This is a genomic window from Geodermatophilus sp. SYSU D01186 (assembly GCF_054050215.1).
The window spans coordinates 260,821-270,352 of the sequence record NZ_JBJGYW010000002.1; the positions used below are offsets into that span (position 1 = coordinate 260,821).

Here is a 9,532-nt window from a genome sequence, read left to right on the forward strand (position 1 = left end):
GGAATCCGTGCCCCCGGGATGACTCCGAGAATTCTGCTGAGAAATCTCCGGAAACTGTTCAAGCAACGGTCTCACCCGTCCGATGGACATTGTGAGAGTTCCCGATTGTGTGAAACGGAGTCAGTTGTGTCCGCACCCCTGGGTAGCACCGCCCGCGGCGTCACCCGCGTGCTCATCCTCGCCGACGCCCCCGTCCTGCGCCGGGGCCTGGTGAGCATGATCAACGAGACCGCCGGCATGCAGTCGGTCGGGACGCCGGGCGAGCTGCGCCGGGCGCTGACCCTCTTCGAGACCGCCCGCCCGGACGCCGTCGTCGTCGAGCTGGGCCACGGCCGCGCCGCCACGCTGAACGCCTGCCGCGACCTGCGTCGCCGGAGCCCGCAGGTGACGATCGTCGCCGTCGGCACCTCCGAGGACCCCGCCGTGGTGAACGAGGCGCTGGCCGCCGGCGTCCGCGGGTACCTCATGATCAACACCTCGCCGACCCTGCTGGGCTGGGCGATCCTGGCCGCGCGTGCCGGCCGCACGGTCGTCGACCCGCAGATCCGCCGCGTGGAGCCCTCCGCCACTCCCGCCGCCAAGCCGTTCACCCCGGAGGTGCCGCTGACCCGGCGCGAGTCCGACGTCCTCGACGAGCTGATCCAGGGCCAGTCGAACCGGCAGATCGGCCGCAACCTGTTCATCAGCGAGGACACCGTGAAGTCCCACGTCAAGGCCATCCTGCGCAAGCTGGGTGCCCGCGACCGGGCGCACGCGGTGTCCCTGGTGCTCTCCTCGCGCAACGGCGGCTGCACCTGCGGCGCCCACGGCCTCGCGCCGGCCGCGCCCGCCGAGGTCTGATCCCCGACCTCCCGGTCCCGCCGGTGGCACCGCCGCCGGTGACCGACCGGGATGCCTGTCCGGACCGTCCGCCTCCTCGGCGGTCCGCCGGGCACCACGGGCCCTCCGGGCCCGACCGTCCATGGGCCGGCCCCCTCTGACCCCGGGGGCCGGCCCGTGGCGTCTCCGCGACCGCCTCGGTCGGCGGCCCGGCTGCCCGGCCGGGGGAGTGCGTCCCTGTCGTCACCCCCGGGTCGTACTGTCGGACCGCGATGGTCCTGAGTCCCACCCCAGTCCGCGGCGCGCGCCTCCGGAAGGCGGCGCCGGTCGAGGACCGCCCTGACGCCCTGTGGGAGATGGAGCGGTCGCTGCGCCGCCGTGGCTTCGCCGCCATCGCGGGCGCCGACGAGGCCGGTCGTGGCGCGTGTGCCGGTCCGCTCGTCGCCGCCGCCTGCGTGCTGCCCCCCGGACGGCGCGGACGCGTGCCCGGGCTGGCCGACTCCAAGCTGCTGTCCCCGGCCACCCGGGAACGGGTCCACGACGAGATCCTGGATCGGGCCGTCGCCTGGTCGGTCGTCGTCATCCCCGTGGCCGACCTCGACGCGCGGGGCATGCACGTCACCAACATCGAGGCGCTGCGGCGGGCCGTGTGGAACCTCGACCCGGGCGCGGACTACGTGCTCACCGACGGCTTCCCCGTGCCGGGCCTGGCCCGGCCCACCCTCGCGGTCTGGAAGGGCGACCGGGTGGCTGCCTGCGTCGCCGCGGCCTCCGTGCTCGCGAAGGTCACGCGGGACCGGATCATGCTCGACCTGCACGAGCGCTGGCCCGAGTACGACTTCGCCGGCCACAAGGGCTACATCACCGACGTGCACACCGCCGCGCTGGACCGTCACGGCCCCTGCCCGGAGCACCGCATGCGCTTCGTCAACGTGGCCCGGGCCCGGGCTGCACACGCCGAACGGGCATCCCAGCTGACCGGCTCCGCCGGCATGGTCGATGATGGGGCCATGCGCCATGTGTCCGGAGAGTCTCGATGAGCACCGAGGACCTGGAGAAGTACGAGACCGAGATGGAGCTGCAGCTCTATCGCGAGTACCGGGACATCGTCCGGCAGTTCACCTACGTGGTGGAGACCGAGCGGCGCTTCTACCTGGCCAACGCCGTGGACCTCCAGGTCCGGGAGGCGGGGGGCGAGGTCTACTTCGAGCTCAAGCTCTCCGACGCCTGGGTGTGGGACATGTACCGGCCGGCGCGGTTCGTGCGCAACGTGCGTGTGCTGACGTTCAAGGACGTCAACGTGGAGGAGCTGGACAAGCCCGACCTCGAGCTGCCCGAGGGTCCCCGCCTGACCTGACACCCCTGCAGGGTGTCCCTCCACCCCGGTCCCGGGTCGCCGTGAGTCCACAGGACCGGAGTTGTCCACAGACCGGCTCCCGTCCTGGTGGCGGGCCGCCCCGCGGCCGACGGTCGGCTGGTGCGAACGACATCCGATCTCGGCGCCCACGGCGAGCGCATCGCCGCCGCCTTCCTCACCGACCGGGGGTTGCGGGTCCTCGACCGGAACTGGCGCTGCCGTGACGGTGAGCTCGACATCGTCGCCCGCGAGGGGGACGCGCTCGTCTTCTGCGAGGTGAAGACCCGCCGGGCGGTCGGCTTCGGCCACCCGGTGGAAGCGGTGGGGCCGGTCAAGCAACGCCGCCTCCGGACCCTCGCCCAGCGGTGGCTGGCCGCCCACGAGGAGCACGCCCCCGAACTGCGTTTCGACGTCGTCGGGGTGCTCGTCCGGCCGGCGGCACCGGCCCTGGTCACCCACCTGCGGGCGGCGTTCTCATGACGCTGGCACGCACCTGGTCGGTCGGGCTGGCCGGGGTCCACGGCGCGGTGGTCGAGGTCGAGGTCGACATGTCCGCCGGCGTCCCGGGGGTGACCCTCGTCGGCCTGCCCGACGCCGTGGTCCGCCAGTCGGTCGACCGCGTGCGGGCGGCGGTGGTCAACGCCGGAGGGCGGTGGCCGATGCGCCGCATCACCATCGGCCTGTCGCCGGCGTCGATGCCCAAGCAGGGCAGCGGCTTCGACCTCGCCCTGGCCATGGCCGTGCTCGCCGCGGACGGCGCGGTGCCGGGGGAGTCGGTGGACGGCCTGGTCCTGCTCGGCGAGCTGGGGCTCGACGGCTCGGTCCGCGCGGTCCGGGGCGTCCTGCCGGCGGTCCTCGCCGCCGCCCGGGCGGGCCACCGGACGGTCGTGGTGCCGGCGGGCAACGCCGAGGAGGCCGCCCTGGTCGACAGCGTCGACGTGCTGCCGGTCGGCACGCTGACCGAGCTGGTCGCCCACGTGCAGGGCGGAGCGGCGCTGCCCCGGCACACCCGCCGCCCGCTGCCCCCACCCGCGCTCGGAGCGGACCTGGGGGACGTCGTCGGCCAGACCGTGGGCCGCCGCGCGGTGGAGGTGGCGGCGGCCGGCGGGCACCACGTGTTCCTGACCGGGCCACCGGGCGCGGGCAAGACGATGCTGGCCGAGCGGCTGCCCGGTCTGCTGCCGGAGCTCGACGAGCAGGCGGCCCTGGAGGTCACCGCGATCCACTCGGTGGCGGGCACGCTGCCGCCGGACGCCCCGCTGCTCACCCGGCCTCCGTTCGAGGCGCCGCACCACTCGGCGACGATGGCCGCGCTGGTCGGCGGCGGCTCCGGGCTCATCCGCCCCGGGGCCCTGTGCCGGGCCCACCGCGGTGTCCTCTTCCTGGACGAGGCGCCGGAGTTCCCGCGGGCCGTGCTCGACACGCTGCGCCAGCCGCTGGAGCGGGGGCAGGTGACGATCTCCCGGGCCGGTGGTGCGGCGACCTTCCCGTGCCGCACGCAGCTGGTGCTCGCCGCCAACCCCTGCCCGTGCGCCAGCGCCGCCGGGGACGCCGCCTGCACGTGCAGCGCCCTGGAGCGGCGGAGGTACCGGGCCCGGCTGTCCGGTCCGCTGCTGGACCGCATCGACCTGCGGGTGGAGCTGCCCGCGGTCACCCGCGCGGCCTGGCTGGAGGCCGGCTCGGCGCCGGAGCCGACCGCGGTGGTGGCCGGGCGGGTGCACGAGGCGCGCGCGGCGGCCGCGGCCCGGCTGCGAGGCACGGGCCTGACCCTCAACAGCCAGGTCCCCGGCCGGCTGCTGCGCGAGCGCTGGTCACCACCTCGCCCGGCGCTGCGCCTGGTCGAGCGGGCGCTGGAGCGGGGGGCGCTGTCGGTCCGTGGCTACGACCGGGTGCTGCGCGTCGCCTGGACCCTCGCCGACCTGTCGGGCCGCACGGTGCCCGGTTCCGACGACGTCGCCGAGGCCCTCGGCATGCGGCTGCAGCGGGTGGCGGCATGAGCACCCTCCCCGACCTGGACGAGGAGATGGAACAGGGGCTCGTCGAGCCACAGGGGCCCGACGGGCTCCCCTCCCCGGCGGTGCGGCGTGCGCGGGCCTGGCTCAACCGGTCGGCCGAGCCGGGGAGCGTCGCCTTCTGGCGGTTCGTCGACGACGCCGGGCCGGTCGAGGCGGTGCGGCGGCTGCGGGCCGGCCGGGCCCCCGACGCCGTCCGGGCGCTCGTGGGTGCCCGGGTGGACCAGGATGCGACGGGGGCCGACCTGCTGCGGGCCCAGCGGTGCGGAGCCCGGCTGGTCGTCCCGGAGGACGACGAGTGGCCCGGGCTGCTGCTCCATGCGCTCACGGTCGCCACCAGCGAGGAGCCCGACGACCCCCGCAGGCAGGCGCCGCGCACCACCGCCCCCGTGCCGCCGCTGGCGTTGTGGGTCCGCGGGCGGGACCGCCTCGACCGACTGGCCGAGCGCTCGGTGGCGATCGTCGGGGCCCGGGCGTCGACGGCCTACGGCGAGCACGTGGCCGGGGAGCTCGGGCACCAGCTGGGGGAGCGCGGGTGGACGGTCGTCTCCGGCGGCGCCTTCGGGATCGACGCCGCGGCGCACCGGGGCGCGCTGGCCGCGGGCGGGCCGACGATCGCCGTCCTCGCCTGCGGGATCGACCGGGTCTACCCCGCGGCGCACGGTGCCCTCCTCCACCGCATCGCCGAGGAGGGGCTGCTGGTCAGCGAGTGGCCGCCGGGCGCTGCTCCGCACAAGCACCGGTTCCTGGTGCGCAACCGGCTCATCGCCGGGCTCACCCGGGGCACGGTCGTGGTGGAGGCGGCCGCGCGGTCCGGCGCCCAGGCCACCGCGCGGCGGGCCGGTCGGCTGGGGCGGCCGGTGATGGTGGTGCCCGGTCCGGTCACCTCGGCGATGTCGGTCGGGTGCCACGAGCTGCTGCGCGACGTCGACCTGGGCGCGGTGCTGGTGGGCAACGCCGCCCACGTCGTCGAGGCGGTCGGGCGGCTGGGGGAGGACCTCGCCGAGCCACCGGCACGACCGGCCGACCGGCGGGACGGGCTGTCCGACGTCGCCGTCCGGGTCCTGGACGCCTGCCCGGTGCGCAACGGCGTCAGCCCGGAGCGCCTGGCCGCGACGGCGGGGTGCGACGTCCTCGACGTGATGCGGGTGCTGCCGGCCCTGGAACTCGCCGACCTGGTGGAGTGGACCGGCACCGGCTGGCGGATCGCCCGGCAGGAGGAGTCCGGCGCCACCCGGTGACGGGGCGGGGCGGAGCACCGGACGCCGGGGTCCGGAGGTCGGCGCGGCGGCTTGACCCCCGGCGGACGGCGACGGACGGTTCCGGGGTGACCGCCCGGACCGCCGACGCGCGCGCCGCCCTGCCGCCGGCGCTCGGCGAGGCGCTGTCCGGGTACGAGGACCACCTGCGCACGCAGCGGGACCTGTCCGACCACACCGTCCGCGGTTACGTCGGTGACGCCGTCTGGCTGCTGGACCACCTCGCCCGCCGCGGTGGCACCCGCGTCGACGAGCTCGACCTCGCCGCCCTGCGCAGCTGGTTGGCCCAGGGCCGCACCCGGGGCGCCGGGCGGGCCACCACCGCCCGGCGGGCCGCGGCGGCGCGGTCCTTCACCGGCTGGCTGCGGCGCGCCGGCCTGACCCCCGAGGACGTCGGCCTGCGGCTGGTGAGCCCCAAGGCCCACCGCACGCTGCCCGACGTGCTCGCGCCGGACCAGGCCCGAGCCGTGCTCGACTCCGCCGCGGACGCCGAGGAACCGGTCGGGCTGCGCGACGCCCTGGTGCTCGAGCTGCTCTACGCCAGCGGCATCCGGGTCAGCGAGCTGGTCGGGCTCGACGTGGACGACGTCGACCGCGGCCGCCGCCTGCTGCGGGTGCTGGGCAAGGGGCGCAAGGAGCGCAGCGTGCCCTACGGCGTCCCGGCCGAGCGCGCGCTCGACGCCTGGCTCACCCGGGGGCGGCCGGCCCTGGCCACCGCCGAGTCCGGTCCCGCGCTGCTGCTCGGCCGTCGCGGCCGGAGGCTGGATCCGCGCGAGGCGCGGCGGGTCGTGCACACCGCGGTGGCCGCCGCGCCGGGCGCGCCCGACATCGGTCCGCACGGCCTGCGGCACTCCGCGGCCACCCACGTGCTCGAGGGCGGCGCGGACCTGCGCTCGGTGCAGGAGCTGCTGGGCCACGCCAGCCTCGCGACCACCCAGATCTACACGCACGTGACGGTTGAGCGCCTCCGTGCCGTGCACGCCCAGGCGCACCCGCGCGCCTGAGCGGACTGCTCTCCGTGTCTGACACAGTTGGGGTGCGCTCGATCGAGTCGCCCCACACCGCAGTGCCCACCCCGAGGCTGCCGACGGCAGGCCTCCGACCAGTCGGGAGAGCGTCCGTGCCCGAGGCCACCATCCACCGGCGTGACGAGACCCACGGCGACGCCGACGCAGCGCTGGCCGAGCTGTGGGCCACCTACGTCGCCGACCGCGACCCCGGCCTCCGCGACCGGCTGATCCTGCACTACGCGCCGCTGGTGAAGTACGTCGCCGGCCGCGTGGGCAGCGGCCTGCCCGCGCACGTCGAGCAGGCCGACCTCGTCTCCTACGGCACCTTCGGGCTGATCGACGCGATCACCCGGTACCAGCCCTCCCGCGAGGTGAAGTTCGAGAGCTACGCGATGGCGCGCATCCGCGGCGCGATCATCGACGAGCTGCGCAGCACCGACTGGATCCCGCGCTCGGTGCGCATGAAGGCCCGGCAGTTCGAGCGGACGGTGGCGACCCTCGAGAGCCGGCTGCGCCGCAGCCCCACCGACGAGGAGGTGGCTGCGGAGATGGACATGGACGTCGAGGAGGTCCGCAAGTTCCTCGGGCAGCTCTCCCTGGTCAACGTCGTCGCCCTCGACGAGCTGCTCTCCGACGACGAGGGCGGCGCACCCCGGCTGGTGGACACCCTGCAGGACACCAGCGCGCTGGACCCGCAGGCGATGGCCGAACACGGGGAGGCCCGCCAGCTCCTCGCCCGGGCGGTGGAGCAGCTTCCCGAGCGGGAGAAGGTCGTCGTCAGCCTCTACTACTTCGAGGGCCTCACCCTCGCCGACATCGGCCGCGTCCTCGGCGTGACCGAGAGCCGGATCTGCCAGCTGCACACCAAGGCCGTGCTGCACCTGCGCACCAAGCTCGCCGACATCGCCTGACGGCGCGACGGTCGCGGTGGTCCTGGAGCACGCCCTGCTGCCGGTCCGGCCCGGGCAGGAAGCCGAGTTCGAGGCGGCGTTCGCCCGGGCGCGCTCGGTCATCGCGGCGACGCCCGGGTTCCGGAGGCTGACGCTGAGCCGGTGCCTCGAACGCCCCGCCACCTACCTGCTGCTGGTGGAGTGGGACCGCGTCGAGGACCACACCGAGGGCTTCCGCGGCTCGCCCGGCTACGCCCGGTGGCGCGCGCTCCTGCACCACTTCTACGACCCGTTCCCCACCGTCGAGCACTTCGCCACGGTCCTCACCGCCGACCCGCACGACGCCGAGGCCGACGCCGGGGTGGACTGCGGGGCCGGGGAGCAGCCCCCGCCCCGGGCGTGACGCCGCCGGCAGCAGGTCATCCCATCGGCAGCAGCCGCACCTCCGGCGGGCGGAGCAGCGCCATCGGGTCCAGATAGGTCTCCCCGCGGCGCAGCCCCCAGTGCAGGCACGCCGCGACCGGGCAGCCGGCGTGCCCCTCGGCGAGCGTGCCGACGGGGGAGCCGCGCGCCACGGCCTGCCCGGCGCCGACGCCCGGCGTCACCGGTTCGTAGGTGGTGCGCAGGCCGCCGGGGTGGTCGACGCTCACCACCGGCCGCCCGGCCACCGTGCCCGCGAAGGCGACGACGCCGTCCCCGGCGGCCAGCACCGTCGCGCCGGGGGAGCCGGCCAGGTCCACGCCGCGGTGGCCGGGGCCGTAGCGGTCCGGCGGCGGGTCGAAGGGCCGGGTCACCGCGCCGTCCACCGGCCGCACCCAGAGGGCGGCAGCGGCCGGCCGAGCGGGTTCGGCGACGGCGGGCGCCGGGGCCAGCAGCCAGACGACGGCGAGGAGGACGACGGCGAGGGCGCGCACGGGGAGCACCCTGCCGCCGGCAGGGGAGCGGGCGGCCGGTGGCGGCCCGGTTGTGGACGGACCCGGCCGCTGGGGATGGGCACCGCGGACGAGGCGTATGCTGCTCGGTGCGACCCGCCTCGCGCGGGTCGACTTCGCGCGTCCTCATCCCCGCCGCACGACGGCGGGGCGGTCGCCACCTCGGTCCCCACGGTCCTCCCGCGGGGTGGTGTGGCGCCCGGACGCCAGGGCGGTGCACCACCCGGTGCCCGCGACAACCGAGGAGCGCGGCCGCCCGGCGGCCGCGCGCACACAGGAAGGCTGCGGCCATGGCAGTCGTCAGCATGAAGCAGCTGCTCGACAGCGGCGTCCACTTCGGGCACCAGACCCGTCGCTGGAACCCGAAGATGAAGCGCTTCATCTTCACCGAGCGCAACGGCATCTACATCATCGACCTGCAGCAGACGCTCGGGTACATCGACAACGCCTACGAGTTCGTCAAGCAGACCGTCGCCCACGGTGGCTCGATCCTGTTCATCGGGACCAAGCGCCAGGCGCAGGAGGTCATCGCCGAGCAGGCGCAGCGGGTCGGCATGCCCTACGTCAACCAGCGCTGGCTGGGCGGCATGCTCACCAACTTCCAGACCGTGCACAAGCGCCTCCAGCGGCTCAAGGAGCTCGAGGACATGGAGCAGACCGGCGTGCTGGTCAGCCTGTCCAAGAAGGAGCAGCTGGTCCTCAGCCGCGAGAAGGCCAAGCTCGAGCGCAGCCTCGGCGGCATCCGCGACATGCAGAAGGTGCCCAGCGCCGTCTGGATCGTGGACACCAAGAAGGAGCACATCGCCGTCGGCGAGGCCCGCAAGCTGGGCATCCCGGTCGTCGCGATCCTCGACACCAACTGCGACCCCGACGAGGTCGACTACAAGATCCCGGGCAACGACGACGCCATCCGCAGCGCCGCCCTGCTCACCCGCGTGATCGCCGACGCCGTCGCCGAGGGCCTCATGGCCCGCTCGGCGGCCCAGGCCAACGCCGGCCGCGAGGAGGGCGAGCAGCCCGCCATCGGCGGCGACGAGCCGCTGGCCGACTGGGAGCGCGAGCTGCTCACCGGCCAGCAGGCCGACGCCGGCGCCACCCCGCTCCCGGAGACCCCGGCCGAGCAGCCGCAGGTCTCCGCGGCCGAGGTCGCCCCGGTCGAGGGCGTCCCCGCCACGGGCGACACCGCGACCGGCACCCAGGGCGCCCAGAACGGCTGACCCCGCGGCGCCGTCCCCGCCCGCGCGGGGACGGCG

General features: G+C 75.7%; 11 protein-coding genes. 10 read left to right on the forward strand and 1 reads right to left on the reverse strand.

The features are described from left to right. The first annotated feature begins 126 nt into the window (after positions 1–126). The 9 genes from ACI784_RS02675 (at position 127) to ACI784_RS02715 (ending at position 7,750) form a co-directional block, all read left to right on the forward strand. Positions 127–840, forward strand: coding sequence for a LuxR C-terminal-related transcriptional regulator (locus ACI784_RS02675; protein WP_456922117.1), 714 nt, complete (start codon positions 127–129; stop codon positions 838–840). A 251-nt stretch (positions 841–1,091) separates the two neighbouring features. Further along, on the forward strand, positions 1,092–1,859 hold the full coding sequence (locus ACI784_RS02680) for a ribonuclease HII (protein ID WP_457012446.1): 768 nt from the start codon (positions 1,092–1,094) through the stop codon (positions 1,857–1,859). Then, on the forward strand, positions 1,856–2,176 hold the full coding sequence (locus tag ACI784_RS02685; RefSeq protein WP_097208899.1) for a DUF2469 domain-containing protein: 321 nt from the start codon (positions 1,856–1,858) through the stop codon (positions 2,174–2,176). Before ACI784_RS02680 ends, ACI784_RS02685 begins: the two co-directional genes overlap by 4 nt. Positions 2,177–2,296: 120 nt before the next feature. Further along, positions 2,297–2,656, forward strand: a complete 360-nt coding sequence (locus tag ACI784_RS02690) for a YraN family protein (RefSeq protein ID WP_456922115.1) — start codon at positions 2,297–2,299, stop codon at positions 2,654–2,656. Continuing rightward, positions 2,653–4,173, forward strand: a complete 1,521-nt coding sequence (locus ACI784_RS02695) for a YifB family Mg chelatase-like AAA ATPase (RefSeq protein WP_457012447.1) — start codon at positions 2,653–2,655, stop codon at positions 4,171–4,173. The genes ACI784_RS02690 and ACI784_RS02695 overlap by 4 nt, the downstream gene beginning before the upstream one ends. Beyond that, a complete protein-coding gene (dprA, locus tag ACI784_RS02700; protein WP_457012448.1) occupies positions 4,170–5,429 on the forward strand; it encodes a DNA-processing protein DprA in 1,260 nt (419 codons plus the stop codon). Before ACI784_RS02695 ends, dprA begins: the two co-directional genes overlap by 4 nt. Before the next feature lie 86 nt (positions 5,430–5,515). Beyond that, positions 5,516–6,451: a tyrosine recombinase XerC gene (locus ACI784_RS02705; protein ID WP_456922112.1), complete on the forward strand. Its 936-nt coding sequence runs from the start codon at positions 5,516–5,518 to the stop codon at positions 6,449–6,451. A gap of 116 nt (positions 6,452–6,567) precedes the next feature. Then, positions 6,568–7,368 (forward strand): RNA polymerase sigma factor WhiG, encoded by an 801-nt coding sequence (gene whiG, locus ACI784_RS02710; protein ID WP_456922111.1) that lies wholly within the window; start codon positions 6,568–6,570, stop codon positions 7,366–7,368. Positions 7,369–7,384: 16 nt separating this feature from the next. Further along, positions 7,385–7,750 carry an antibiotic biosynthesis monooxygenase family protein gene (locus tag ACI784_RS02715; protein WP_457012449.1) on the forward strand — a complete coding sequence of 122 codons (366 nt, stop codon included), beginning with the start codon at positions 7,385–7,387 and terminating at the stop codon, positions 7,748–7,750. A gap of 16 nt (positions 7,751–7,766) precedes the next feature. On the opposite strand, the gene ACI784_RS02720 is transcribed toward ACI784_RS02715, so the two are convergent. Next, positions 7,767–8,261: a murein hydrolase activator EnvC family protein gene (locus tag ACI784_RS02720; protein WP_456922109.1), complete on the reverse strand. Its 495-nt coding sequence runs from the start codon at positions 8,259–8,261 to the stop codon at positions 7,767–7,769. Between the two features lie 308 nt (positions 8,262–8,569). On the opposite strand from ACI784_RS02720, the gene rpsB reads away from it, so the two are divergent. After that, entirely contained in the window at positions 8,570–9,496 is a 927-nt protein-coding gene (gene rpsB, locus ACI784_RS02725) for a 30S ribosomal protein S2 (RefSeq protein ID WP_456922108.1), read from the forward strand. Positions 9,497–9,532 lie beyond the last annotated feature (36 nt).

Coding starts and splice junctions, on each gene's coding strand:
- dprA (WP_457012448.1), top strand. CDS start 4,170: ATGAGCACCCTCCCCGACCTGGACGAGGAGATGGAACAGGGGCTCGTC.
- rpsB (WP_456922108.1), top strand. CDS start 8,570: ATGGCAGTCGTCAGCATGAAGCAGCTGCTCGACAGCGGCGTCCACTTC.
- ACI784_RS02695 (WP_457012447.1), top strand. CDS start 2,653: ATGACGCTGGCACGCACCTGGTCGGTCGGGCTGGCCGGGGTCCACGGC.
- ACI784_RS02685 (WP_097208899.1), top strand. CDS start 1,856: ATGAGCACCGAGGACCTGGAGAAGTACGAGACCGAGATGGAGCTGCAG.
- ACI784_RS02680 (WP_457012446.1), top strand. CDS start 1,092: ATGGTCCTGAGTCCCACCCCAGTCCGCGGCGCGCGCCTCCGGAAGGCG.